Annotated in this window: 23 protein-coding genes; 9 read left to right on the forward strand and 14 right to left on the reverse strand. The window is 64.5% G+C overall.

Annotated elements, in window-relative coordinates; all coding sequences use genetic code 11:
* Positions 1 to 52 precede the first annotated feature (52 nt).
* A complete protein-coding gene (locus tag HMI59_RS08335) occupies positions 53 to 709 on the reverse strand; it encodes a phosphoribosyltransferase (RefSeq protein WP_193593334.1) in 657 nt (218 codons plus the stop codon).
* Positions 710 to 796: 87 nt separating this feature from the next.
* Between HMI59_RS08335 and HMI59_RS08340 the strand changes: the two genes are divergently transcribed.
* Positions 797 to 1,210 (forward strand): MarR family transcriptional regulator, encoded by a 414-nt coding sequence (locus HMI59_RS08340; protein ID WP_193593335.1) that lies wholly within the window; start codon positions 797 to 799, stop codon positions 1,208 to 1,210.
* A gap of 40 nt (positions 1,211 to 1,250) precedes the next feature.
* Here the strand turns inward: HMI59_RS08340 and HMI59_RS08345 are convergent, their stop codons facing one another.
* From HMI59_RS08345 to HMI59_RS08365, 5 genes are all read right to left on the reverse strand, one after another.
* On the reverse strand, positions 1,251 to 2,081 hold the full coding sequence (locus HMI59_RS08345; RefSeq protein WP_166183232.1) for an alpha/beta fold hydrolase: 831 nt from the start codon (positions 2,079 to 2,081) through the stop codon (positions 1,251 to 1,253).
* 1 nt (position 2,082) lies between these two features.
* Positions 2,083 to 2,412: a biotin/lipoyl-containing protein gene (locus HMI59_RS08350; RefSeq protein WP_062097124.1), complete on the reverse strand. Its 330-nt coding sequence runs from the start codon at positions 2,410 to 2,412 to the stop codon at positions 2,083 to 2,085.
* Positions 2,405 to 3,460 carry an alpha-ketoacid dehydrogenase subunit beta gene (locus HMI59_RS08355; RefSeq protein WP_021470948.1) on the reverse strand — a complete coding sequence of 352 codons (1,056 nt, stop codon included), beginning with the start codon at positions 3,458 to 3,460 and terminating at the stop codon, positions 2,405 to 2,407. The genes HMI59_RS08350 and HMI59_RS08355 overlap by 8 nt, the downstream gene beginning before the upstream one ends.
* Positions 3,453 to 4,490, reverse strand: a complete 1,038-nt coding sequence (locus HMI59_RS08360; protein WP_193593336.1) for a thiamine pyrophosphate-dependent enzyme — start codon at positions 4,488 to 4,490, stop codon at positions 3,453 to 3,455. The genes HMI59_RS08355 and HMI59_RS08360 overlap by 8 nt, the downstream gene beginning before the upstream one ends.
* A 171-nt stretch (positions 4,491 to 4,661) precedes the next feature.
* Positions 4,662 to 6,059 carry an amino acid permease gene (locus tag HMI59_RS08365; RefSeq protein ID WP_193593337.1) on the reverse strand — a complete coding sequence of 466 codons (1,398 nt, stop codon included), beginning with the start codon at positions 6,057 to 6,059 and terminating at the stop codon, positions 4,662 to 4,664.
* A gap of 173 nt (positions 6,060 to 6,232) precedes the next feature.
* Here HMI59_RS08365 and HMI59_RS08370 point away from each other — a divergent pair, with 173 nt between their 5' ends.
* The 6 genes from HMI59_RS08370 to HMI59_RS08395 all read left to right on the forward strand — a co-directional run bounded on the left by HMI59_RS08370 (position 6,233) and on the right by HMI59_RS08395 (position 12,637).
* Positions 6,233 to 6,706 (forward strand): Lrp/AsnC family transcriptional regulator, encoded by a 474-nt coding sequence (locus tag HMI59_RS08370; protein WP_021470945.1) that lies wholly within the window; start codon positions 6,233 to 6,235, stop codon positions 6,704 to 6,706.
* 101 nt (positions 6,707 to 6,807) lie between these two features.
* On the forward strand, positions 6,808 to 7,527 hold the full coding sequence (locus tag HMI59_RS08375) for an NUDIX domain-containing protein (RefSeq protein WP_021470944.1): 720 nt from the start codon (positions 6,808 to 6,810) through the stop codon (positions 7,525 to 7,527).
* Positions 7,524 to 8,831: a quinolinate synthase NadA gene (gene nadA, locus HMI59_RS08380; RefSeq protein ID WP_193593338.1), complete on the forward strand. Its 1,308-nt coding sequence runs from the start codon at positions 7,524 to 7,526 to the stop codon at positions 8,829 to 8,831. The genes HMI59_RS08375 and nadA overlap by 4 nt, the downstream gene beginning before the upstream one ends.
* Before the next feature lie 47 nt (positions 8,832 to 8,878).
* Positions 8,879 to 10,588 carry an L-aspartate oxidase gene (gene nadB, locus HMI59_RS08385; protein ID WP_193593339.1) on the forward strand — a complete coding sequence of 570 codons (1,710 nt, stop codon included), beginning with the start codon at positions 8,879 to 8,881 and terminating at the stop codon, positions 10,586 to 10,588.
* Complete coding sequence (nadC, locus tag HMI59_RS08390) at positions 10,581 to 11,477, forward strand: carboxylating nicotinate-nucleotide diphosphorylase (RefSeq protein ID WP_166183222.1); 897 nt, start codon at positions 10,581 to 10,583, stop codon at positions 11,475 to 11,477. Before nadB ends, nadC begins: the two co-directional genes overlap by 8 nt.
* Positions 11,474 to 12,637 (forward strand): cysteine desulfurase family protein, encoded by a 1,164-nt coding sequence (locus tag HMI59_RS08395; RefSeq protein WP_193593340.1) that lies wholly within the window; start codon positions 11,474 to 11,476, stop codon positions 12,635 to 12,637. The genes nadC and HMI59_RS08395 overlap by 4 nt, the downstream gene beginning before the upstream one ends.
* Before the next feature lie 64 nt (positions 12,638 to 12,701).
* Here the strand turns inward: HMI59_RS08395 and HMI59_RS08400 are convergent, their stop codons facing one another.
* Together HMI59_RS08400 and HMI59_RS08405 are read right to left on the reverse strand one after the other, a co-directional pair.
* On the reverse strand, positions 12,702 to 13,199 hold the full coding sequence (locus HMI59_RS08400; protein WP_193593341.1) for a GtrA family protein: 498 nt from the start codon (positions 13,197 to 13,199) through the stop codon (positions 12,702 to 12,704).
* A 17-nt stretch (positions 13,200 to 13,216) separates the two neighbouring features.
* The gene (locus HMI59_RS08405) at positions 13,217 to 14,065 is read right to left on the reverse strand and encodes a fumarylacetoacetate hydrolase family protein (RefSeq protein WP_166183216.1); all 849 of its coding nucleotides are present in this window, start codon (positions 14,063 to 14,065) and stop codon (positions 13,217 to 13,219) included.
* Positions 14,066 to 14,167: 102 nt separating this feature from the next.
* On the opposite strand from HMI59_RS08405, the gene HMI59_RS08410 reads away from it, so the two are divergent.
* The gene (locus tag HMI59_RS08410; RefSeq protein ID WP_166183214.1) at positions 14,168 to 15,370 is read left to right on the forward strand and encodes an SLC13 family permease; all 1,203 of its coding nucleotides are present in this window, start codon (positions 14,168 to 14,170) and stop codon (positions 15,368 to 15,370) included.
* Between the two features lie 10 nt (positions 15,371 to 15,380).
* Here the strand turns inward: HMI59_RS08410 and HMI59_RS08415 are convergent, their stop codons facing one another.
* Positions 15,381 to 16,052: a DUF1684 domain-containing protein gene (locus HMI59_RS08415; protein WP_193593342.1), complete on the reverse strand. Its 672-nt coding sequence runs from the start codon at positions 16,050 to 16,052 to the stop codon at positions 15,381 to 15,383.
* Positions 16,053 to 16,198: 146 nt separating this feature from the next.
* Between HMI59_RS08415 and HMI59_RS08420 the strand changes: the two genes are divergently transcribed.
* Complete coding sequence (locus HMI59_RS08420; protein ID WP_193593343.1) at positions 16,199 to 17,005, forward strand: transglutaminase family protein; 807 nt, start codon at positions 16,199 to 16,201, stop codon at positions 17,003 to 17,005.
* Here the strand turns inward: HMI59_RS08420 and HMI59_RS08425 are convergent.
* From HMI59_RS08425 to HMI59_RS08445, 5 genes are all read right to left on the reverse strand, one after another.
* Positions 17,002 to 17,496 (reverse strand): MarR family winged helix-turn-helix transcriptional regulator, encoded by a 495-nt coding sequence (locus HMI59_RS08425; RefSeq protein ID WP_062097106.1) that lies wholly within the window; start codon positions 17,494 to 17,496, stop codon positions 17,002 to 17,004. The two genes, HMI59_RS08420 and HMI59_RS08425, sit on opposite strands and share 4 nt — an antisense overlap.
* A complete protein-coding gene (locus tag HMI59_RS08430) occupies positions 17,496 to 18,620 on the reverse strand; it encodes an LLM class flavin-dependent oxidoreductase (protein WP_021470933.1) in 1,125 nt (374 codons plus the stop codon). The genes HMI59_RS08425 and HMI59_RS08430 overlap by 1 nt, the downstream gene beginning before the upstream one ends.
* 156 nt (positions 18,621 to 18,776) lie before the next feature.
* Positions 18,777 to 21,998: an efflux RND transporter permease subunit gene (locus HMI59_RS08435; protein ID WP_193593344.1), complete on the reverse strand. Its 3,222-nt coding sequence runs from the start codon at positions 21,996 to 21,998 to the stop codon at positions 18,777 to 18,779.
* Positions 21,999 to 22,067: 69 nt separating this feature from the next.
* Positions 22,068 to 23,573, reverse strand: coding sequence for a malate:quinone oxidoreductase (locus tag HMI59_RS08440; protein WP_193593345.1), 1,506 nt, complete (start codon positions 23,571 to 23,573; stop codon positions 22,068 to 22,070).
* Between the two features lie 79 nt (positions 23,574 to 23,652).
* On the reverse strand, positions 23,653 to 25,320 hold the full coding sequence (locus tag HMI59_RS08445; RefSeq protein ID WP_227471576.1) for an ABC transporter substrate-binding protein: 1,668 nt from the start codon (positions 25,318 to 25,320) through the stop codon (positions 23,653 to 23,655).
* Positions 25,321 to 25,419 lie beyond the last annotated feature (99 nt).

Below are 25,419 nucleotides of genomic sequence, written 5' to 3' on the forward strand. Positions count from 1 at the left end.
CGCACTGCAGAAGGCTTACGGGTCCGGGGTCCAACCCCGGGCCCGTGGGTCTTTAAGCCCGTGGGTCTTTAAGCAGGTCCATGACGTCGGCGTCCGTCAATTGGTCGAAGTGCTCGTAGAAGGCCCCGACGGCGTGGAACTTGCCCGGTATGTGCAAGCAGAAGACCCAATCACAAACACGGCCCAGCGATGTTGAGGCCTCAAGCGAGGCCACTGGAGCGGCGGCGATAACGGTGGTGGCGCCTGCGGCCCGTACACTCTCGACGGCGGCACGCATGGTTGCGCCGGTGGCCATGCCATCGTCCACCAGGATGACGGTCTTGCCCCGCAGATCGTGGTCGATCCCCGGGTATTCCCTGGCCCGCCTTCGCAGTTCGGCCCTTTCCGCAGCCTCCACGTCATCCATGGCAGCCGCACTGATGCCGCGGGACAGAAGAAGCTCCCTCAGGGGCTTGTTGACGATCCGGACTACCTCGCCCCGGCACCACGCGAGTGCGCCGAAAGCGGTTTCGGCCCGGCCCGGGATGCCCAGTTTGCGGACAAGCACGGCACCGAACGGCACGTAGAGAACAGCTCCAGCTGCGGCGGCCAAGGGGACTCCGCCGCGGGCCAATCCAAGGATGATGGTGTCAGGCCGTTCCCTGAACTGGGGAAGGCCCTCGGCCAGGCGTCGCCCGGCTTCCTCCCTGTCCTTGAAACGCATGCCCATCCGACCCCGTTCCTCCTCAATCCGGCGCTGGTTCAACCCTACAGTTCAAAGCTTGCCCGGTGGTGCCTCCGCTGCAAGCATTGCCTTGTGAGCAAACCGATCGGGTACTGGGTCAAACGCCTGGATGCAGCACTGGAAGCGCAGTTGGACCACACCTTGGCCAGGGTCCGCTTGAGTCGCCGGCAGTGGCAGGCGCTTAACACGCTAGCGGAAGATCCTCTGCTGCCCGCTGAACTCGAAGATGCCCTGCGGCCCTTGTGGGGCGGGGATGTACGGCTGCGGGAGCGCGAACTGGCGGCCTTGGTGGGCCACGGGATGATCACCATGGTCGATGACCGGCTTACGCTCAGCGGCAAAGGCAGGGAGACCTACCACCAAGCGCTCCGTTTGGTGGAAGAGACCCGCGTTGACCTTTCCATGGGCATCGGCCTGGATGAATACGCCATGGCCGTCAGCGTCCTGGAGCGCATGAGCCGCAACGCGGAGCGCCTGTCCAGGTAGCCGTGCCCATCCAGGTAGCCGTACCTATCCAGGTGGCCGGTTACACCGCGAGGAACTCGACGGCGGCTTCCTTGAACGCCCGGCTGGTGACCACGTTCGTGTGCGTGCGCCCGGGAACAACCAGGGTCTCCACCATTGCACCGCGTTTGCCCGCGATCTCTGCCAGCGCCGGCATGGTGCCCGCGCGTTCGTCCTTCTCTCCTGCCACCAGGAGCAGCGGCATGTGGGGCGCGGCCTCGGCGGGGTCGAAGGGCTCGCCCTTGATGGCCTCGATGAGGGAAAGCATGGCGAAGAGGTTGTTGCTCGGAATGAGTTGCGCCATTTTCAGCAGCCCGGCCGTCGACTCGTCCTGGATCGGAGTGCCGTCGGCAAGGTATCGCTGCGCGGCTGCAAGATCGAAGGCTGCCAGCGGGTCGGCAGCACTGGGTCCGCCCAGCACCACGCGGTGCACCAGGTCCGGCTGCGTGGCGGCGAACTCCCAGGCCAGCCGCGAACCCAGTGAATACCCGATGATGTCCAGGCCGGAGGCCGGGTTGCCGTCCTGCAGGGGCCGCGCACCGGCGTCGTAGACCATCTGCAGGAGGTCGGCACGGATCCTGCTGGGCGTGTAGGAATCAAGGTCCTCGGGGGCGTGGCTCCGGCCATGGCCGGGGAGGTCAACGGTGATGACCCGGCGGCCGGCGCCCTGAAGCGTGGCAATCCAGCCGCTGTCCACCCAGTTCAGCTTGCTGGAGGAGGAAAAGCCGTGGATCAGGAGGACCGGACGCAGTCCGGCGTCATTGGCAGGCTCATGGACTTCCACGAACAATCCGGGATCGGTGCCTTCCACGGTGTGTCTCTGCTGTTCCACGGTGTGCCTGCCGGTCATCATGTCAGTCCTCATCGAGTACGGCGCTCAGGCGGACCCGGCGCTTGGGTGCTTCGTCTTTTGGAACAGTGCCCACGATCCCGGCCGTTTCATCCGGTACCTCGAACACGATCAGCGGTTCGCCGACGTTGATGGTCCCGCCCGGCTCGCCGTGAATACGCACCACTCTACCCGCCTGCGGGCTAGGCAATTCGAGGGAAGACTTCGTCGTTTCGAGCTCCACCAAGGGCTGGTTCCGTTCCACTTGCTGCCCCGGTTCCACCAGCCACTCCAGCACGGTTGCCTCGATGAGGCCTTCGCCCAGATCGGGGAGGGGGAAGGAAATTTCAGCCACGGCGGTACTCCAGTACTCGTTGGATCCCATAGAGGATGCGATCGATGTTGGGAATGTATTCGTCCTCCAGGTCTCCGGAGGGGTAGGGCACGTCAAAGCCGGTGACGCGTTCCACGGGCGCCTTCAACGTGTCGAAGCACTGCTGCGTGATGAGCTGCGCGACTTCGGCGCCCAGGCCTGAGGTCAGCGGCGCTTCATGGACGACGACGGCGCGACGCGTCTTGGCAACCGAGGCCGCCAATGCCCCGGCGTCGATGGGCTTGAGCCACCGCAGGTCCAGGACTTCGACGTCGATCCCGTCCTCGGCGGCGAGCTCGGCTACCTGCAGGCACCGGGCAACCATGGCGCCCCACGCGACGAGGGTCAGGTGCCTGCCTTGACGGGCCACCCGCGCCCCGGTGAGGCTGCCGCCGTCGTCGTCAGTTCCCTGTGCCGGGACCGCGGTGGTGACGTCCACCGGGCCTTTTTGCCAGTAGCGCGACTTCGGCTCCATGAAGATGACCGGGTCCGGACGGGAGGCCGCGTATGTGAGGAGGTGGTAGGCCTCATGGGGCGTGGAGGGGGACACCACCTTGAGCCCGGGCACGTGGGCGAACAGCGCCTCAAGGCTTTCCCCGTGGTGCTCGGGAGCCCGGATCCCGCCGAAGCTGGGAACCCGCAGGGTGATCGGCATGGGCAGCGTTCCGCGGCTGCGGTAGTTCATCCGGCCGATCTGGCAGACGATCTGGTTGATGGCAGGGTAGGCGAAACCGTCGAACTGGACCTCGGGAATCGGGTGGAAACCGGCCATTGCCAACCCCACGGACATGCCGAGGATGCCCGACTCGGCCAGGGGAGTATCGAAGACGCGGTCTTCGCCATGACGGGTTTGCAGCCCGTCGGTGACCCGGAAGACTCCGCCCAGCCGGCCGCAGTCTTCGCCGAAGACGACGGCTTTGGGGTTTTCCGCCAGGATGCGGTCCAGTGCCCGGTTGAGGGCTTGCTGCATGGACAGGTGCTCCACGGTGCTTGCCGCTTCGGGGCTTGTTTCCATCAGCGTCTCAGACATGGTCGGACTCCTTGCGCCAGGCGGCAGCTTGGGATTGAAGGGCGGGGGTGGGCTCCTGGAACACGTAGCTGAACATCTCCGCACCGGGACGCGGCCCCAACGCTTCGATACCGGCCCGGATGGTTTCCTCTTCCCGTTCAGCGCTACGCTGCGCCTCGGTAAAGAAGGGTTCATCGGCCGTGCCGTCAGCCAGCAGGCGCTTGCGGAACCGGACCAGGGGATCCTCCCCGGCGTCGGTGCGTTCCTCGTCCAGGGTGCGGTAGCGGCCGGGGTCGTCGGCCGTGGAATGTGGTCCGCGGCGGTAGGTTATGGCTTCGATGAGGACCGGGCCGCTTCCTGCGCGGCAGTGGGCAAGGGCCCACTGCGTGGCATGCAACACGGCCTCGACGTCGTTGCCGTCCACCTGGCGGGACGCCATGCCGTAGCCGGCGGCCCGCGCGGCTACCGATCCTCCGGCTACCTGCCGCTCGGTGGGAACGGAGATGGCCCAGCCGTTGTTCTGCACGAAGAACACCACCGGCGCTTTCATGACGGCCGCGAAGTTCATGGCTTCATGGACATCACCTTGCGACGATGCACCATCCCCGAAGTAAGTAAGTGCAACGCCGCTTTCGCCGGACAGGGTTTGCCCGTGCGCCCAGCCGACCGCGTGCAGCACGGAGCCGGCCACCACGGCCTGGATGGGGGCGAACCGCGATTCCAAGGGGTTGTACATTCCGCCGTGCCACGTGGCCTTGTGAGTGGCCATATAGTCCACCATGTCCAGGCCCATGGTCCGGGCCACTCCCATTTCGCGGTACGTGGGGAAGACGAAGTCCCGGCTGCGGTCAACGGCGTAGGCGCTGCCGACCTGTGCTGCTTCCTGGCCGAGCTGGGGGGCATAGCCAGGGATGATGCCTTGCCTCTGCCAGGCTATGGCGGCGGTATCAAGGTGGCGGACGGCGGCCATGAGTGTGTACAGCTCGCGCAGCTGCTCAGGCGTGGTTGGGCCTGCGTCAGCGTCGGCGGGGAGAACCGAAGTGGATGTCATGGCTGTGACACTAATCACCAGCAGTGCCCATGCGCAATCAGCAACGTCCCAGCCAAACACTTTGTACAAATTGGCACAAAAAAGAGGCTCCTTGCAATACAAACTGCAAGGAGTCTCTTTGATGTGCTGAGCAAGCGGCTACATGGCCCTGTCGGCTGCACCGCGGGTCGGTTACACGGCGCCGTCAGTTTCTTCGGCCCGGGCTTTTCCCGCCTTGGATCGGGCGTTGAGGTAGCACCCCAGCGCAATGACCAGGATCAGCGCGGCAGTGCCGAAGAGCTGGCCCGCGCTCTCCGGGTTGGCAAAGCCGACGGCGAAGATGATGCCCAGGAGCACCAGGCCCACGATGGTCAGGACCGGGAAGCCCTTCATGCGCAAAGGCAGCTCGGTTCCCTCACGGTCCGCCCTGCGGCGCAGGATCAGTTGCGAGACGAGGGCAATGCCCCAGACCACCAGGCAGGTGGAACCAACCAGGTTCAGCAACGCAGGCAGGACCAGGTCGGGGAAGAGCAACTCCAGGACGGTGGCAATGAAGCCGAAAGCGACGGAAACTCCGACGGCGGCCACCGGCACCTTGGCCGGGCTAAGCCGGGACAGGAAGCGCGGAGCCTCACCGCGCCTGGACAGCGAGAACACCATGCGGGACGCGCCGTAGAGGTTGGCGTTCAATGCTGAGAGCAGCGCGACGACTGCCACCAGGGTGATGGCTGCACCTGCCCCGGGAATGCCGGCCAGGTCCAGTACTCCGGCGAACGGGGACTTCAGGCCCTCGGACCCCACGGGCAGGACGGCGGCGATGACGAACACGGAGCCGATGTAGAACACCAGGATCCGCCAGACCACCGTGCGGATGGCCTTGCCTACGCTGTGGGCCGGATCTTCGGTTTCTGCTGCAGCCACACTGACGATTTCCGTGCCGCCAAAGGCGAAGATCACCACGAACAATGCCGCCGCAATGCCGCCGATGCCGTTCGGAGCGAAGTCGCCGAATGCTGACAGCCCGGGGGAGGGGGCGCTCGGGAGCAAGCCGAGCAGGAGTGCTGCGCCAATGAGCAGGAAGATCACGATCGCGGCCACCTTGAGGATGGCAAACCAGAATTCGAACTCGCCAAAGTTGCGCACGCCCACGAGGTTGATGCCGGTAAAGACCACCATGAAGATCAGGGCCAACGCCCAGACCGGCACAACCGGCCACACGGAGAACAGCAGCCCCGCGGCGCCGAGCGCTTCGGCTGCGATCACCACTACAAGCTGCAGCCACCAGAGCCAGCCGATGGTGCCGCCGGCGGTCTTGCCGAGGGCTTTCTCCGCATACACCGAGAACGCGCCGCTGTTGGGATTCGCGGCCGCCATCTCGCCCAGGGCCCACATGACCAGGATGATCAGTGTTCCGGCAACAAGGTAGGAGATCAGGACGGCCGGGCCTGCCGCTTGGACGCCCGCTCCCGAGCCAAGGAAGAGGCCTGCGCCGATCGCGCTGCCCAGGCCCATCATGGTGAGCTGGCGGGGCTTGAGTGAATGGCCGAGGCCGGAAGTTGGGGCAGGAGCCGTCATGGACTTCATTGTCATACGTGTCTACCTTCTATGGGTTTCATCAGGTTTGGCGTGCTTTCCTCTTGGGATGGCACGCAGGCGTCGACGACGCGGCAAGAGCCGTGGAATAATTCTCGCAGTTTGTAAGATACATCACTTTTTGCCGTAGCGAAGTGATGGGTAAGGATTCCCCGGGGACAGGAATTTTGATGCTGGTCGATGATCTTGATGCAAAAATTGTACGTTTCTTCACTGACTCGCCGCGATCTTCCGTGCTGGAAGCGTCAAGGGTTCTGAAGGTGGCGAGGGCCACCGTGCAGTCCCGGATCGACCGGATGATCGAGAACGGCGTCATTGGTTCCTGGGTGCCGCAGCCCGATCCGGCCAACTTCGGCTTCCCCGTGGTGGCCTTTTGTTCGGTGACCATCACCCAGGAAATCGGCCATGACGCGATCATCGAGAGCCTCAGTGCCATTCCGGAGATCATCGAGGTTCACACCGTGACCGGAAACTCGGACCTCATGGTGCGCATAGCGGCCCGTTCCAACCCGGACATGCAGCGGGTGCTCGATGCCATGATCGCCACCAAGTCGGTGGTCCGCTGCTCCTCGGTCATCGTGCTGAACAGCCACATCCAAGGCCGGACCCTGCCGCTGATGGAGGCTGCCGCGAAAGCTATGTGACGCAAGGCATTTTGAGCCTGGGCCGGTGAGTCGTACCATTAGTTCTAGTCATTCTGACTTTAACTAATCGGGAGCCCGGCTCCGTACGGCGATGAAGCGAGGTGAACGCCGTGAACGTCAACTCCGCGAACGTCGCCGAACGGCGCCTCGCACCGCCGTCGTTGGCTATTTCAACGGTGATTTTTGCGCTGCGGCCCAGCGAAAAGTCCGGACGCCCCACCCTCTGGCTGCCCTTGGTGCGCCGGATCCGCGAACCCTACAAAGGTCAGTGGGCGCTCCCCGGCGGACCTCTTGCCCACGACGAATCCCTTCAGGATGCAGCCTCGCGGAACCTGCGCGAGACCACAGGCCTGGTCCCGCAGTACCTGGAGCAGTTGTACGCGTTCGGGGGGCTGCACCGGTCTCCGAGCCAACGCGTCGTCTCGATCGTCTACTGGGCGCTGGTCCGCCCGACCGAAGCTGCGCTCGCCGACGAATCGGAAAACGTGCGGTGGTTCCGGGCGGACAGGCTCGGGGAGCTGGCCTTCGACCACAACGCGATTGTGGACTACGCCCTGTGGCGGCTTCGCAACAAGATGGCCTACGGCTCCATCGCCTACCACCTGCTGGGCGAGTTCTTCACGCTGGCACAAGTCCGCGAGGTCTACGAGGCCGTGCTGGACCGCCAACTTGATCCGGCCAACTTCCGCCGGCAAATCAAAAGCACACCGGATATTGAAGAAACCGGTGAATACCTGCAGGGCGGGAAACACCGTCCGCCCCGCCTCTACCGCTTCACCGGAACGCCCGGCCTTGGGCCAGATAACAGGAGTACACCATGAGCAGCGTCAACACTGCCGTCCAGCTGATCACGCGCGAAGAAGCCGAAAAGGGCTCATCGGGCGCAGGAGCCACCTGCAGCCCGGCGTTGGCAAAGGGGCCTTGGGAGTACGACCTCGCCGAATCGCTGGCCGGCGTCCCCGCATACGGCCCGGGTGCCTCCAGTGCAGACGTCGCGCCCCCGGCAACCCCGCGCCAGGGCCAGGTGCCCGAAGAGTACAAGCTGGCCTCCGAGGCCGAGCTGGACCGGCGGATCCGTGCCGCCAAGGAAGCGCTGGGGGACAGGGCAGTGATCCTGGGCCACTTCTACCAGCGCGACGAAGTGGTTCAGTACGCCGACTTCGTGGGCGACTCCTTCCAGCTGGCCAACGCGGCACTCACCAAGCCGGATGCAGAAGCCATCATCTTCTGTGGCGTCCACTTCATGGCCGAGACCGCGGACATCCTCTCCACGCCTGAACAGGCCGTCATCCTGCCCAATCTTGCTGCCGGTTGCTCGATGGCGGACATGGCGGACGAAGATTCCGTGGAGGAATGCTGGGAACAGCTGGAGGAAATCTTCGGCACCGACACCGACGAACACGGCCGGGTCCCGGTCATCCCTGTGACCTACATGAATTCCTCGGCTGCGCTTAAAGCCTTCTGCGGCCGCAACGGGGGCATCGTCTGCACGTCCTCCAACGCCAAAATCGTGCTGGAGTGGGCCTTCGAGCGGGGCCAGCGTGTCCTGTTCTTCCCGGACCAGCACCTGGGCAGGAACACAGCGAAGGCCCTGGGCGTGCCGCTGGAACAGATGCCCATGTGGAACCCCCGCAAGGAGCTGGGCGGTAACGACGCACAGACGCTCCTGGACTCCCGGGTGATCCTCTGGCACGGTTTCTGCTCCGTGCACAAGCGCTTCAATGTGGCCCAGATCGAGAAGGCGCGCCAGGACTTCCCGGGCGTCAACGTGATTGTCCACCCGGAGTGCCCCATGGAAGTGGTGGACGCCGCCGATTCGGCAGGTTCCACCGACTTCATCAAGAAGGCCATCGCTGCCGCGACCGAACCCACCACGTTCGCGATCGGTACCGAGATCAACATGGTGAACCGGCTCGCAGCGGAAAACCCCCAACACACCATTTTCTGCCTCGACCCCGTCATCTGCCCCTGCTCCACCATGTACCGCATCCACCCCGGCTACCTCGCCTGGGTGCTTGAGGAACTCGTGGCCGGGCGGATCGTCAACCGCATTACCGTGGACGACGCCGTGCAGGACAACGCCAAGATCGCGCTCGAGCGCATGCTGGCAGCCAAGCCGGCCTGACCAGGTGCAGACCACCGGATTCCCGGACTAGCCGAATCGAGACCCGCATGACCTCGAACCCCATCGCCGCCGCGTATCCCGCGGACGCCCGGACGTTGATCGTCCTCGGCAGCGGCATCGCCGGACTCTACGCAGCCCTCCTCGGAGCCGAGGCCGGAGCCCAGGTGACGCTGCTGACCAAAGGCGGGCTGGAGGAAAGCAATACCTGGTTTGCCCAGGGCGGCATCTCAGCCGTCCTGGATGAGCCTGCCCCCGGAGATACCGTGGCAGCCCACATCGAGGACACCCTCAAGGCCGGTGCCGGGCACTGCGACCCTGAAGCGGTCCGGGTGTTGTGCACCGAGGCGCGGGAAGATATTGCCGGATTGGTCCGGTTCGGCGTGCGCTTCGACAGCGACGACGACGGCGACCCCGCCTTGGGGCTCGAAGCCGCCCACTCCGCGCCGCGCATCCTGCATGCCGGTGGCGACGCGACAGGCGCCCGGGTGGCGGCTGCGTTGATTGGCAGCGTGCTCGAATCCCGGTCTGCCGGGCGGATCCGTGTAGTGAGCCGTGCCCACGCAACCTCCCTGGTCCAAACGGATGGCCGGATCTCCGGCGTGGCTTACGTGCAGGACGGTCAGCCGGCCATTGTCCAAGCCGATGCCGTCCTGCTTGCTACCGGGGGAGCCGGGCAACTGTTCGCCCAGACCACAAATCCGTCCGTGGCTACTGCCGACGGACTTGCGTTGGCATGGCGGGCCGGAGCAGCCGTGTCCGACCTGGAATTCTTCCAGTTCCACCCCACCTGCCTGGTCCGTCCAGCCGGAGCACCGGGTGGGACGGAGCCGTTGCTGATCTCGGAAGCCGTGCGGGGTGAGGGTGCGCTCCTGCTGGACGCCTTCGGTCAGCGGTTCATGCCCGACTACCATCCCGACGCCGAACTTGCTCCCCGTGACGTTGTCTCCCGCAGCATCGCCCTGCACCTTGCCGCCCTGGGGGACCCCAACGGACACGTGTTCCTTGACGCCACAGTCATCGAGGCCAAACGCGGCAGCGGCTTCCTCGAGAAGCGCTTCCCCACCATCTCCCAACGCACCCGTGAAGCGGGCTTCGATTGGACCAGGGAACCCGTTCCCGTGGCGCCCGCGGCCCACTACTGGATGGGCGGCGTGGTGACGGACCTGCACGGGCAGACCTCTGTTCCCGGTTTGTACGCCGCCGGTGAAGTTGCCTGTACCGGTGTGCAGGGGGCTAATCGCCTGGCAAGTAATTCGTTGCTTGAGGGGCTGGTGTTTGCGCGGCGGGCTGTGGACGCAATCGTGGGGGCGGTTGACGCGGTCCCTCTGCGTGCTGGCTCGGCCGCGGGCGGCCTCCCCTTGACGCACGCTGCCGGGACCCCGTCAACCGCGGACGGGGCTCGGCCGCCGTCGGAATATGCGGGGACTGAGCCGTTTTCGAGGGGTGCCCTGCAGCGGCTCATGACGGCCAAGGCCGGGGTTCTTCGCAGCGGAGTGCTGCTGGCCGAGGCGGAGGCCGCCCTGGATGCCTGGGCCGACGGCCTGCTTCCCGCAGCCGGTGCCGCTTCGACCGATGTCCGCGCGCACGAGGATGCCAACCTCCTGTTGGCCGCCCAACTGCTGGTGCGGGCGGCGCGGGCACGGCGGCAATCCCTGGGCGCGCACTACCGAAGCGACACAGCGGCCGCACCTGCCGTCGTCGACCATTCTGACAAGCCACACTCCATGAGCCCGAAAGCGAGCCTCGTCCATGACTAACCTCACCCTCCCCGCGGCGGCCGTCCGGGACATCCTGGAGCGTGCCTTCGCCGAGGACGCGCCCAACGGAGACATCACCTCACAGCTGTTGATCCCCGCGGACGCCCGCGCAACCGCAGTCCTCAACGCCCGTGTCCCCGGAGTCTTGAGCGGCGGAACCGTCTTCCGCGACGCGATGAAACTCATCGACCCGGACACTGACGTTCAGCTCCTGCTCGGGGACGGTGAAACGTTCGACGCCGGCACCCACCTGGCGCGGGTCAGCGGCAGCGCACGTTCGGTCCTGATGGCCGAACGGGTGGGACTCAACCTGGTCCAGCGCATGAGCGCAATTGCCACGAAGACCGCCGAATTCGTCCGTCTGGTGGAGGGAACCCGGGCCCGGATCACCGATACCCGGAAGACCACCCCCGGGCTTCGTGTCCTGGAACGGTACGCCGTCCGCTGCGGCGGGGGAGCGAACCACCGTTACAGCCTCTCCGACGCCGTTCTGGCCAAGGACAACCACCTCGCCGTCATGACGGGCGGGGATCCGGAGAAGCTCACAGCACTGCTATCGGCAGCGAAAGCACAGCTGGGCCACACCACCCACTTCGAAGTGGAGGTGGACCGGGCAGAGCAGATCGAGCCGGTCCTGGCAGCGGGTGTGGACACCATCATGCTGGACAACTTCACTCCCGAGGAACTTCGCGCCGGGGTGAAGCAAGTGGACGGACGGGCGATCGTCGAAGCAAGCGGCAACGTCAACCTGCACACGGTGGCGGAAATCGCAGCGACGGGAGTTGACGTCATCTCTGTCGGTGGACTCACGCACAGCGTGGCCGCGCTGGACCTGGGGCTGGATGTCGAGCTGGACATCACGCCGGGAACAGACCCCGTCCGGCCATGATCTTCCTGGACGCAGCCTCCACCACTCCGGTCCGCCGTGAAGTGTTGGAAGCCATGTGGCCCTACCTCAGCGGCGAATTCGGCAATCCGTCCAGCCACCACAGCCTGGGTGAAGCCGCTGCCTCCGCGCTCGCAGATGCCAGGTCCGCCGTTGCGAAGGTCCTTAACTGCCGCGCCGGTGAGGTTACCTTCACGTCCGGCGGCACTGAAGCGGACAACCTTGCCGTCAAGGGCATCGCCCTGGCACGGCAGGCAGCAGACCCGTCCCTGAACCGCGTGGTCATCAGCGCCGTCGAACATCCGGCAGTGGAGGAATCGGCGCGCTACTTGGAACGCGTCCACGGTTTCACCGTTGACGTGGTCCCGGTGGACGGCGACGGGCTGGTGACCGTGGAAGCCCTCGGCGCGGTCCTCCGCCGGGAGACGGCTTTGGTCAGCATCATGTACGCCAACAACGAGGTGGGCACTGTCCAACCCGTGGCGGACCTTGCCCGGACGGCTCACGCGTTCCATATCCCGTTCCACACGGACGCCGTCCAGGCCGCGGGCTGGTTGCCCCTCGATGTGAAAGCCCTCGGTGTGGATGCCCTCAGCCTGTCCGGGCATAAGCTCGGTGCGCCCAAGGGTTCGGGCGTGCTTTTCACCAAGGGGCGCTTGCGCCTGGAACCGCTGATCCACGGAGGAGGGCAGGAGCGGGGCCGGCGTTCGGGAACCGAGAACGTTGCCGGTGCCGTTGCGGTCGCGACGGCATTGAACCTGAGCCACGCCGAAGCCGCTGCCGCATCTGCGGACGTGGCTGCCCTGCGCGACAACTTCATCGCCGCGGTACGGGAAGCAGTGCCCGGAGCCGTCCTCACCGGCCACCCCTCCCGGCGCCTGCCCTCGGTTGCGTCGTTCTGCTTCCCGGGAACCAGCGGGGAATCCGTGCTCCTGGAGCTAGAACGGCTCGGGGTGGTGTGCTCCAGCGGCTCGGCCTGCGCGGCTGGTTCCGATGCTCCGTCGCCGGTGTTGCTGGCACTGGGCATCAGCCCTGAAACGGCACAAACTGCCGTGCGCTTCAGTTTTACTTCTGCCGTCACCGCTGCCGAATTGGAGCATGCAGCCGCAGCGGTGGCTGCCGCCGTCGGGCGTGTCCGCAACCTGGTAAACCACCCCAAGTAGGTCGCAATTGTGCACGTTTTGACCCGTCAAAACGTGCACAATTGCGACGCAGTTGGGTGCGCGGTTAGACGTGGCGGGCGCGGCGGAAAATCCAGTGCCGCAGGAGGGTGAACCGGACGGCGGTGGCAACAAAGCCGGAGAGCGTCGTTGTCCAAAGTTCCTCGCTGACCGTCGCCTCGGGCCGGAGGAGATGCAGGATGCCGAGGCTCCCACCGGTGATGAGCAAGGCTATGAGGATCACTATGACGCCGCTCAAATGGTCATTCGCCCGCCGCTTGCTTCCCGTGATCTTGAAGGTCAGCCTGCGGTTCAGCGCCGTATTCAGGAGCGAGGTGAGGACCAGCGCGATTGCGTTGGCGATCTGCGGATCAACCCAGGGACGCAGCATCGCGTAGATGGCCAGCGAACTCGCGGTGCAAATGATCCCGACGCCGGTGAAGCGGATGAGCTGCCGGATCACCGGGTACCGCAGGAGCCCTTTTCGCCCGTTCAGGCGGTGCCGTACCGCGGGGCTTCCGGAGGTGGCGTGCCGCGGCTCAGTGGTTTCCGCGGCAGTCTCCATGTCTTAAGCCTTGCACACTATGCGTGCGGACCTTCCCATCGTGCAGCGATGACAGGGTTCCGGAGCTCCCCGATGCCCTCCACACGGCACGCCACGGTATCCCCGGGTTGGATGCGGGCGCACTCTGCCGGGAAGCCGGTGAGCACCAGGTCGCCCGGCTGCAGTGTCATGAAGGACGTCAGGTAGACCATGATCTCCTCCACCTTCCAACCGAGGTCGGCGGAACTGGCCGGCTTCAGTTGGTTGCCGTTGTGGACGATGCTGATTTCCAGGTCCGAGTCATCGAGTTCGGTGACGATCCAGGGGCCGGCGGGAGTGAAGGTGTCCTGGCTCTTGGCGCTGATCCACAATTCATCGGTCTTCTGGAGGTCGCGGGCGGAAACGTCGTTTCCGATCGTGTAGCCCAGGATTGCCGACCTCGCCGTTTCCAGGGTCAGGCCCCGGGCGGTGGAACCCACGACGACGGTCAGCTCGGCTTCGGGGTCGACGTAGCCCACTGTGGAGCTCAGCTGGATGGCATCGCCTGGCCCGATCACGCTGGAAGCCGCCTTGTGGAATGCCTGCGGAGGCAAGTCCCGGCCGGGCTGGCCCGTGTTGTGGGCCATGCCGAAAACGTTGACAGGGACGGACGGTGCCAGGAAGCGGAACGATGCTTCCTCCACCACTGCGCCCACTTCCCAGCCGGGCCTTCCGGGACTCGCTGCGTTGGCCCTGGATCCCGGGAACGGGGACTGCACCAGCGTCCAGCGCTTTCCTTCGTCGGAGTCGAAATCGGGAGCATCGTTGGCGGCGAAGAATTGCTCGTCGGGGCTGTTCGGTTCCAAAGGTTGGATGCGGGCGATGCGCCGGGGAAGCGGGGAAGTCATGAAGACATCCTACGTCCCCTGCGGGCCCGGCCCGAACACTCACCAACGGGACCCGCACGTGGCGCGTAAAGAAGCCGGCAGCACATGGATAGAATCCAGTTCATGCGCCTCGCGATCATAGGGGCGGCCCTGCTGGCAGCCGGAGCAGTGGCCGTAGTGACAGGGATTCTTCCGTGGTCCGAAGTGCAGGTCCTGGTTGCCCGCGTGGGGCCCATCATGGGCTTCGTCGCGGCGATGACCGTGGTCACCGACCTGGCCAGCGATGCCGGTGTTTTCCAATGGGGTGCTGACCGGATCCGTCGATGGGCCTGCGGCCGCAGTTACGTCTTGTGGCTGCTGTTGGCGGCCATGGCCGTCCTGAGCACCATCTTCCTTTCCATCGATACCACCGCGGTGCTGCTGACTCCGGTGGTGGTCACGGTGACACGGCAGACAGGATTGCCCGTCCTTCCCTTCGCACTGGCGACCGTATGGCTGGCAAACACAGCGAGCTTGCTCCTGCCGGTATCGAACCTGACCAACCTCTTGGCCCAGCACAACCTTGACGGGATCAGTCCTGCCGGGTTCGCAACGCTGATGTGGGCCCCTTCGCTGGCGGCCATCATCATTCCGCTAGCCTTCATCGCAGTAGTCTTCCGGCGTGACCTGCAACGAAGGTATGCCCCTGGTCCAAAGAAGGTGATCGACCCCGGCTCCCGGACCTCCATCCCTGGAAAGCCCCGGACGGACCGCATCCTGCTGCCGGGGACGGCCGCGGTGCTGTTACTGCTGCTACCGGCTTTGGTGTCGGGGCTTCCAGTGTGGCTCCCGGCTTCCATCGCCGCCGTCGCTCTGCTGGCCCTGTTCGGGTTCCGTCGGCCCCGCTCACTCACCATAAATCTGGTCCCGTGGTCCTTGCTGCTCTTTACCTCAGGGCTGTTCCTGGTGATGGAGGCCGCCCGCTACCTTGGATTGCCCGAGCTGGCAGGCCAAGTGGCCGGCAGGGGTGAGGACTTCCCCGAACTGCTGCGGCTTGCTGCCACGGGCGTCCTGGGGTCCAACGTCGTGAACAACCTCCCGGCCTACTTGCTGGTGGAACCGCTCGCGGACACACCACTGCGGACGGCGGCCCTGCTCATTGGGGTCAATGCCGGGCCTCTTATTACTCCGTGGGCCTCGTTGGCCACCCTGCTGTGGCATGACCGCCTGCGCAAGATGAACGTGCTGATCAGCTGGCGGGGCTTTGCGCTGTACGGGATGATCGTCGCACCCGTGACCTTGGTGGCCGCAGTGGCCTTGCTGGCCCTCACGGCTCGAGTGGCATGACGTTAAGGGGCTAGACCGGAAGAAACAGCTCGCCCACCGGCACTTCCGCCGCCAACCTGTTCGCCGGTCCCGCCAACGGGCAGGCCCACGCTTCGTTATACGCACACGACGGGTTGTAGGCGAAGTTGAAGTCGAGAATGAATTCCTGCTCCACACCAGCGTGGCGGAGTCCGTGGAAGGACCCCTTGATCGTGTCCAGGAGATAGCGTCCAGCGCCGTAGCTGCCCCCTTCCTTGCCGGCAGTGGCATCACGGAACGGCACGAAGATGCCGCCACCGTAGCTGCGCAGCCGCCAAGCCGCCAACGAACCCAGGCCCGGCAACTCGAACGTGCCGATCCGTACAAACGGGACCACGCCGTCCGTTCCCGTGGAGACGTTCATTTCCTCGCCGACGCCTTCCGGCAGCAAGGGAGCGTACATCCGGAAGGAGGGATCATAATCGGCGGTCCGCAGTCCGGCGAAGGAAGCTTTCATCGCGTCCGTCAGCGCCGAGGCGGGATGCGTGGCGAACATGCGGTCACGTTCGTGCCGCCAGTGGTTATGGGCATCGAAGGGATCCTTCGCTGCGAGCTTCCGGACCTCGTCATACAGGGCGAAGGTCCGCAGCCGCCAGTCCGCGATGTCCACAGCGGAGATGGTGGAGACGCCGTCCTCGAATTCTTCGTTTTCTTCGGGAGCCATGACCACAGCCTAGCCCCCGCCGACGGCGGTGAAAGCCCGGTGCCCGGTAGGTGCTACTGTCGCTGGAGGCCAATCCGCAGCCCTGCGTTGGCCCCTGACCCCAACAGCGGCATCACACCCAGCTCGCCGCGACCTTCCGGAGACCAATGGAACGCCACGTATCTGCCCAACTCGTCTTCAAGACAGCAGCCAACACCAAAGTTGCCATGGCCATTGCCGTAGCCGCCAACCCTGGCTATGAGTCGCTGAGCGAGACCCTCGCCATCGAATGCGGAGGGACAGAGGTGCCCTACAAGGAATTGCAGGACCATCACGGCGGGCGGTTCCAGTACATGGAATTCAGTGAGCCCAGTGAAGTCACGGTGAACTACAGTGCGGACGTGGTTGGCCGCGGAACTGCGGACAGCGCGGACCCGATGGAGCTCATCCGCTATGTCCGTCCCAGCCGCTACGCGGAGTCGGACCGTCTGCTGCCCACCTCCTATGCAGAGTTCGGAACGCTGCAAGGGGCCGGATTGCTCGAGGCTGTGCGCAACTGGGTGAACGGTGAATTGCGCTACGTCAGCGGCTCCTCGCGGGGCACGGACGGTGCCGTAGAGACCCTGCTCCACAGGCGCGGCGTGTGCCGGGACTTTGCACACCTCGCCATCGCGCTCCTGCGGTCCAAGGACGTGCCTGCGCGCCTGGCCGCCGTCTACGCCCCCGGCCTCAGCCCCATGGACTTCCACGCAGTCGCGGAAGCGTACATCGACGGTGCGTGGCACGTGATCGACCCCACCGGGTTGGCTCCACGCGAAGCCATGCTGCGCATCACCGCCGGAAGGGACTCCTCGGACACCGCGTTCCTTTCAACGGTCGGCGGCAGCCTCACGCTCAAGACCCTGAAGGTCAACGCAACCGTGGAAGGTGAGCTGCCCGTGGAAGACCCCGGGCAGCTGGTAACCCTCGGCTAGGCCAGCGGCCGGGCGCCCGTGCCGGATTGCTGGTGCCCGGCGACGGATGCCCGCAGCTTGTCCGTCAGGCGAAGCAGCTCGCGTTGCTCTTCGGCCGTGAGCGCCGGCGCCACCAACTGGGCGATTTCCCGTACGTGGTCGCGGCCGATCGATTTCTGCAACTCGCGCCCGGCTTCGGTGAGGGACAGCAGGACTCCGCGGCCGTCGTCGGGGGCTGTTGTCCGTTCCACGAGTCCCCGCTTTTCAAGGCGGTCCACCAATCGGCTGAGGCTCGACTGGCTCAGCAGCACCTTGTCGTTGATCTCGTTCAGCCGCAGTTGGCCCGAAGGGCAGCGCGATAGCGTGAAAAGGACGTCGTACTCGTTGACCGGCAACGACTTGAACGCCGATCCGGCTTGGAGCTTCCGCATCACCGCCACCTGCGAGCGGAAGAGCGACTCCCAGGTTTCGGCGGCAAGTCGGACTGTGGAGGAAGCCGAAGGGCCGGACATCAGGACTCCCGACCAGCGGTTCCGGCGGCAGCGGACTCGCTGACGTTGGCCTCCAGGGCTGCGGCCACGCGGGAGGCGTGCGTCGGGGCGTCCGGGACGTGGGCCGGCTTCAAGGCAGCGTACTCCTTGCGCAGGACCGGAAGGACTTCCTCTCCGAAGAGGTCCAGTTGCTCCAGGACCGTCTTCAACGGCAGGCCGGCGTGGTCGATCAGGAACAGTTGGCGCTGGTAGTCGCCGAAGAACTCACGGAACGTCAGGGTCTTCTCAATGACTTCCTGCGGGCTGCCCACGGTCAACGGCGTTTGCGAGGTGAAGTCCTCCAGCGACGGGCCGTGTCCGTACACGGGTGCGTTGTCGAAGTAAGGGCGGAATTCCTTCACCGCGTCCTGGGAGTTCTTCCGCATGAAGAACTGCCCGCCCAGGCCGACGATCGCCTGGTCTGCCTTGCCGTGCCCGTAGTGCTCGTAGCGCTCGCGGTACAGACCGATCAGCTGCTGGTAGTGCTCTTTGGGCCAGAAGATGTTGTTGGCGAAGAAGCCGTCTCCGAAGTAGGCGGCCACTTCCGCGATCTGCGGCGTGCGGATGGAGCCGTGCCAGACGAAGGGGGCGACGCCGTCGAGCGGGCGCGGTGTGGACGTGAAGTTCTGCAGCGGCGTGCGGAACTTGCCGGACCAGTTCACCGTGTCCTCGTCCCACAGCTTGCGCAGCAGGCTGTAGTTCTCGATCGCCAGTTCGATCCCGTCCTGGATGTTCTTGCCGAACCAGGGGTAGACGGGTGCGGTGTTGCCCCGGCCCAGGACCAGGTCCACCCTGCCGTCTGCCAGGTGCTGCAGCATCGCGAAGTCCTCGGCGATTTTCACCGGGTCATTCGTGGTGATCAGGGTGGTGGCCGTGGAGAGCGTGATGCGTTCGGTCTGGGCCGCGATGTAGGCCAGGGTGGTGGTGGGGGAGGATGAGAAGAACGGCCGGTTGTGGTGCTCGCCCAACGCGTAGACGTCCATGCCGATTTCTTCGACCTTCTTGGCAATGGCTACGGAGGCCTTGATGCGCTCGTGTTCGGTGGGGGTGCGGCCCGTGGTGGGGTCAGTGGTGATGTCACTGACGCTGAAGACGCCGATCTGCATGGTGTTGCCTTTCTCCCTGCCCGTGGTTCCGGCCTCCAAATTGAGGGGGCCATATGTCACAGTGTAGCTGAAAATAGATGCATTTGCATGTATCACCGTGTGTAACAGGGCAGGGCCGGGAAATGTTCCCGGCCCTGAGAGGTGTGCAGTGAGGCGCTATTCGGCGGGGTTGTGGGCCGCCCGGCGCCCCGAGATCCGAGGCACGGCCCCCGTGGTCCAGTCGGCGAAGGCATCGCTCCCGCCGTTCCCGGCAGGAACATCGGGCCGGACCTGCAGTGCTTTCTGCAGGTCCTTTTTCTCCCTGCGGCCCTCTACGAGCTTGTACAGGACGGGAACCAGGACCAGCGTCAACGCCGTGGAGGAGATCAGCCCGCCGATCACCACGATCGCCAAAGGCTGGGAGATGAACCCGCCGCCACCGGTCAAGCCCAGCGCCATGGGAGTCAGGGCGAACACGGTGGCCAAGGCCGTCATGAGGATGGGGCGCAGGCGCTGGCGGGCACCATGGGTGATCGCCTCGGCAACGCTCATGCCGGCCTTGCCGTCATGCGGTTTGCGGTACTGGTTGATGAGGTCGATCAGGACGATTGCGTTGGTCACCACGATGCCCACGAGCATCAGCATGCCGATCAGGGACGGAAGTCCCAGGGGAACTCCGGTGAGCAACAGCAGTCCCACCGCGCCGGTCGCCGCGAATGGCACCGAAACGAGCAGGATCAGGGGCTGGATGAGGGACTTGAAGGTGGCCACCATGATCACATAGACGATCGCGATGGCAGCCAGGAGCGCCAGGCCAAGTTGCCGGAAGGACTCCGCCTGCTGGGTGGTGGCACCACCGATAGTGGCTGTGACTCCCGCGGGCAGCTCTACGGAGGCGAGCCGTTCCTGGACCGCAGTGCTGACGCTGCCGAGGTTTGAGCCCGACGGCGTCACAGTCACCTTGGCCGTGCGCTGGCCGTTGCTGCTGGTGATGGAAACCGGCGTGTCAACCTGCTCGACGGCGGCAATGGACTCGAGCGCGACTGGACCGCGCGCGGTCGGCAGCTGGAGGGCCCGCACCGCAGCGATGCTGGTGAAGCGTGTTCCCTTGCCGATCCGGACCGGATAGTCATTGGTGTCGATCCGTACTGTTCCGGCCGGGATCGGGCTGACTGTGGAGGCCAGGAAGCCACCCACCTGTTCCTCGGTGAGACCGGCGGCCACGGCCTTTGCCCGATCCACGCGTACCTGGACCACGGCTTGGCTGGCTGCAAGGTTCGTAGCCACTTCGGTGCTGCCCGGAACGCCTTCCATGGCCTTCACCATGGCATCGCTGGCCGTTTGCAGGTCCGCCGAGTTCGCAGCCCTGATAGTGATGTCAACCGTGGAGGATGTGCCGAACCCGCCCTGCTGGGATCCTACGGTGATCTTTCCCGGCAGGCCTTCAAGCTTGCTGCGGACATTGTCCTGGAGTTTTTTCTGGTCCACCTTCTCGTCCGTCACCACGGTGAACGTTGAGTTGGAAGCACCCGTGGAGGTCAGCGCGGCAAAACCCGTTTGGGCGTTGCCGGAGGTCACCTGGACGTCCTTGATGCCCTCCGTGCCCCTGAGGAGGTCCTCCACCTTGGCAGCTTCCGCGCTGGTGGCGTCCAGGCTGGTACCGGCAGGCAGGACCTGCCGGACGGTCATGCTGTTTTCCCCGGAACGTCCCAGCAAGTCCGTAGCCAGCAGGGGAGAAACAGCCACGGTGGCAACCAGGATCAATGCCGCGGCGCTCAGTGTGATCACAGGGTGTTTCTGCGTTGTGGCCAGGATCGGCAAGTAACCGCGCTGGAGCCTGCTCTTTTGCTCGGCTTCCCTCGCCCGCGCCGCAACGGTCTTTGCATCGGGGCTTGCAGCGCCTGCGGCAGCCGGCGTTCCCTTCGCTGACGGGGACGCCAGGAACCAATAAGCAAGGACGGGAACGATGGTCAGCGAGACCAGCAAGGAAGAAAGCAGCGCGATGGTGACCGTCAAGGCGAAGGGTCGGAACAGCTCGCCCGCCAGGTCTCCGACGAAGGCGATCGGAAGGAACACGGCAACTGTGGTGAGCGTCGAGGCAGTGATGGCTCCGGCCACTTCGCGGATGGAGGTGACGATGGCCGTCAGCTTGTGCTCGCCGTAGCTCAGGTGCCGCTTGATGTTCTCAATCACGACGATCGAGTCGTCCACCACCCGGCCGATCGCGATGGTGAGGGCACCCAGGGTCAGGATGTTCAGTGAATAGCCGGTTGCGGAGATGCCGATGAAGGTGACCAGCAGCGACAACGGAATGGAAACCGCGGTCACCAAGGTGGACCTCACGGACATCAGGAACACCAGGATTACGGCCACCGCAAAACCGAGCCCGAGGAGTCCCTCGGTAGTGAGGTCCTTGATGGACTTCTCGATGAAGGGTGCCTGGTCAAAGACGGGGGTGAAGGCGGCGTTGCTGGCCAGCTCTGCTTCCATGGGCGCCAGGGCCTCACGCACGGCATGGGAGATCGCCACGGTGTCGCCCTCAGGCTTCTTGGTGACCGACAGCGCCAGTGTCGGCTTGCCGTTGGTGCGGGTGATCGAGGTGGCGGGGTCGTCCTCGATGCTGACATCGGCGACGCTTCCGATGGTGGCCGCTCCCTTGGCGTTCTCCAGTGGCAGTGCCTTGATGATCTCCAGGGAATCGACAGGGCTTCCCAGCTGGAGGGACAGCGTCTTGCCCTGGTCCTCGATAGTGCCTACCGGAACCAGGGTCCCGTTGTTCTTCAAGGCCGCGCTGATGGACTGCACCGACGCGCCGGAGCCGGCAAGGTCTGCAGGGCGGGGCTGGACCAGGATGTGCTGGGTCGCTCCGCCCGTTACGTCGGCGCCGCGGACGCCGTCGATCTTCTGCAACCGTGGAACGCTGAGGCGCTGCAGGTCAGCGTTCAGCTCGCTCAGCGGCTTATCCGAGGACACCGCCAGGTACACGATCGGAAAGTCGCTGATGTTGCCGGCGATTGACTGCGGTTCCACATCGGCCGGCAGAACGCGCTTCGCATTGGAGATGGCACGGTCGATCTGGTTGCGTGCCCTGTCCAGGTTGGAACCGTAGGTGAACACCATGGTGATCTGGGAGACGCCGTTGCGGGACGTCGACGTCGTCGACTCGAGCCCCTCGACGCTGTTGAGGGCTGTCTCCAGCGGACGGCTGAGCTGCTTGTCCACCACTTCGGGAGAGGCTCCCGGCATGGAGGTAACCACCGTTATCTGCGGAAACTCAATCGACGGAATGAGTTCCTGCTTGAGCGAGCCCATGGTGATCACGCCGAACACCGCGGCAAAGACGGTGATCAGCGCGATCAGGGCCCGGTTTCCCAGGGACAACGTGGCCAAGCGGAACATTGCAAAGTCTCCTGAGATCTACGGAGTATTCGATTGGCGGGAACGGGTTCCCGTGGGGCGGCGCGGAGATCAGCTCCGAAGTGCCGGTGCGCTGTCCAACTGCAGGGACCGCGCGGTGCCCGCCTCAAGTTCTGCGGCAAGCTCCGGGTTGTCGTTCAGCTTTACGCCGTAACCGGGCATCATGTCTTTCAGCTTGGACTGCCAGCCCTTGAAGTTCTTGGGGAAGGACTTCTGGAGCAGCTCGATCATGATCGGTACTGCCGTTGATGCTCCCGGGGAAGCACCCAGCAGGGCGCCGATCGAGCCGTCCCGTGAGGCAATGACTTCCGTGCCGAACTGCAGGATGCCGCCCTTTTGCGGGTGTTTCTTGATGATCTGAACACGCTGGCCGGCCGTGATAAGTTCCCAGTCCCCGCCCGTTGCCTCGGGGTAGTACTCGCGCAGGGCCTCGACCTTGGCGTCGTGGCGCTTGGCTACTTCCTTGATGAGGTATGCCGTGAGGTCCATGTTGTCCTTGGCAACCGCAAGCATGGGAATGATGTTGCCCGGGCGGATGGACAAAGGTAGGTCCAGGTAGCTGCCGGACTTCAGGAAGTTCGTGGAGAAGCCTGCGTACGGTCCGAACAGCAGGGAACGCTGGCCGTTGACGTAGCGGGTGTCCAGGTGGGGAACTGACATGGGCGGTGCGCCCACGGAAGCCTGGCCATAGACCTTGGCATTGTGCCGGGAGGTGATGGAGGAATCGTTGCAGCGGAAGAACTGGCCGGAAACGGGGAATCCGCCGTAGCCCTTGCTCTCCGGGATGCCCGAGGCCTGGAGCAGGTGCAGTGCGCCGCCGCCGGCGCCCACGAAGACGAACTTGGCGTGGATCTTGCCGTGCTCGCCGGACTTGGCGTGCTTAATGGACAGATCCCAGCCGCCGCCGGACGCACGGCTGATGTTGGTGACATCGTGCCCGAAGTTCACTTCGGCACCGCTGCTGCGCAGGTAGCTGGTGAGCTCTCGGGTCAATGCACCGAAGTCGACGTCGGTTCCTTCCGCTGCGCGGGTAGCCGCCACGCGCTGCTTCGGGTCGCGGCCCTTGACGATCAGCGGAGCCCACTTGGCGATCTGGGCCTGGTCCTCGCTGTATTCCATGCTGCGGAAGAGGGTGTTGGGCTTGAGTGCTTCGTAGCGTGTCTTCAGGAAGTTGGCGTGGTCATCGCCGATCACGAAGCTCATGTGCGGGACCGTGTTGATGAAGCCCTTGGGCGAGCCGATCACCTTGCTGTCCACCAGGTGGGACCAGAACTGGCGGGACAACTGGAACTGTTCGTTGATGTGGATCGCCTTGGTGGGATCCACGGAGCCGTCCTTGGCTGCGGGGGAGTAGTTCAACTCACACAGGGCGGCGTGGCCGGTGCCTGCGTTGTTCCATGGGCCGGAGCTTTCCAGGCCGGCTTCGTCGAGGCGTTCGAACATGGAGATGGTCCAGGTGGGTTCAAGTTGCTTGATGAACGCACCGAGGGTGGCACTCATGATTCCGCCGCCAATAAGGACGACGTCGGCATGTTGAGTCTTGGAAATGAAGGTCACGATCAATCTCCGTTAGCGGCGGCACTGGCTGTCACAGAATATCCCCGTGCGAGTCCAATACTGAAATTGCAGGGAATCGTCAAGGCTTTAAGCGGACGTTCGTAAAAACTTCATTGAGAACCGGGGAAGCGGGATAGCTTTCCACCTTGTTGGAGAGCGCCAGGGCGGAGATGGGGAAGGCGATCGGAACTGCCGGGACGGAAGCGGCGATCGCGGCATTGATCGACTGGTACTCCGTGTTGCGGCCGTCACCGGCGGGCAAGGCGCGGGCACGTTCGATCTTGTGGAACACGTCTGCGTCGAAGTAGTTGAACTCGGCACGCTGCTCACCGAAGAGCGGACCCAGGAAGTTGTCTGCGTCGGCATAGGAACCGTTCCAGCCGAGAAGATGCAGGGCATGATCGCCCGGGGACTGGACCTTCTGGAGGTAGCCGTCTTCCCAATCGATCGGGACCGGTTTGACGTTGATGCCCACGGCCACCAGCTGCCGGCTGATCTCTGCATAGATCTTCTCGGGCGTAGGGAGGTAGGCCCGAGTGGCATTGAGCGGATAGTAGAACTTCAAAGGCTCGCCGTCGTAGCCGGCTTTCTTGAGGAGTTCCTTTGCTTTCTCCGGGTTGTAGCCCAGGGAAGGGGCGTTGTTGTTGAAGCCGCTGAGTTTCGGCGGGACGAACTGGGAGGCCTGCGCGGTGTTGTCGATGAAGAAGCGCCGGATCAGCGTCTCTTTGTCGATGGCCATCTCGATTGCCTGCCGGACCTCTAGTTTCTCCAAAGGAGCTACGGCTTGGTTGATGCCCAAATACATCACGGAGAAGGGGTCCCGCTGAATGATCTGGACTCCCTTCTTCACGAGCTGGTCGAACGTCCCGGGGGTCACGAGGTCGTAGGCATCGATCTTCCCGTCCAGCAGCGCCTGCTGCCGCGTTTCGGCACGGTCATACGGGATGAAATTGATGGTGGCAATTTGCCCCCGGTTTCCCCAGTAGGCCTCATTCGTGGTCAGGGTGACCTTCTGGTCATCCCATGAACCGAACTTAAAGGGGCCCGTGCCAACCGGGTGGGCTGCGTAGGCGGACACCGCCTGACCGTTTCGAACGGTGTCAAGGATGTTGGCTTTCTGTGCTTCCAGGGCCGTTGGCGATGAGATCGCAAAGGCCGGCAACGTCAGGGCCTGGAGGAAACCGGTGAAGGGACGGGTGAGGTTGATCTGGACTTTGTTTGGCGCTTGGACCGCACAGTCCTTGTAGATGGAAAAGACCGGTTCGTCGGAGTAGGCCTTGAACACGCCCTGGAAGGAGATCCCCGGTGCTTGCTTTCGCAACGCGGCCGGGAACGTGAACCACCGGTTGAAGTTGGCACAGACCGCTGCTGCATCAAACGGGGTGCCGTCGTGGAACCGGACGCCTTCGCGCAGGGTGAAGTCGTAGCTCAGGCCATTGTTGCTGTCCTGCCATTCGGTGGCGAGCAGGGCAGTGGTCTGCCCGGTGGAGCCGTCCACGCCCACCAGTCCTTCAAGGACTTGGCGGGTCACCCGGTAGGCCTCGGAATCCGCGGTCATCGCTGGATCCAGGCCCAAAGGCATGGAAGCGGTCCCGAAGTTGAACGTTTGGGTAGGGGCAGCGGGAGTGGAACTGCTGGTGGAAGAGGACGGTGCGGGCCCGGGTGTTCCCGTGCACGCTGCGAGTCCCATCACCAGAAGCAGGGCGCCGCACTGCTTCGCCAGACGCCGCGTCTTGCTGCTTGCCACTCTTGTCCCCTCAAGCTGGTGTGAATTGGTGCCGACTTTGCCGGACAGCATTTCAGTCTAGTTGAACGTCCTGCAGGCAGAATCCGTTGCCAGGCGGCA

The organism is Paenarthrobacter sp. YJN-5 (assembly GCF_015040095.1).
GTDB lineage: Bacteria > Actinomycetota > Actinomycetes > Actinomycetales > Micrococcaceae > Arthrobacter > Arthrobacter ureafaciens.